The following is a 236-nucleotide window of genomic DNA, read 5'->3' on the forward strand; positions in this document are numbered from 1 at the left end:
GCTATCAGGCCTTCGTCGGCCGAGCGCCGCTCGACCTCGTCTATGTCGTACGCACTTCCGCGATACTCGACATGCCGCCGCAGCAACGCGACGTGTTCGCGGCAGTCGCGGCCGGCGCCATCTCGCAGAATGTGTCGCTATATTGCGCGTCGGCCGGCCTCGGGACGGTCGTGCGCGGCTGGATCAACCACCGTGCGCTCGCCGACGCGCTGCGGCTGAACGAGGACGAGTTGCCG

The 236-nt window shown here is 68.2% G+C and carries 1 protein-coding gene; it reads left to right on the forward strand.

The genetic code is table 11. The annotated features are described in order from the left end of the window. On the forward strand, positions 1 to 236 hold a 236-nt coding region (locus R0J88_RS23455; protein WP_410901385.1), incomplete at both ends, for a nitroreductase family protein.

Source organism: Pseudoalteromonas sp. SIMBA_162 (assembly GCF_046535955.1).
Lineage (GTDB): Bacteria > Pseudomonadota > Gammaproteobacteria > Enterobacterales > Alteromonadaceae > Pseudoalteromonas > Pseudoalteromonas marina.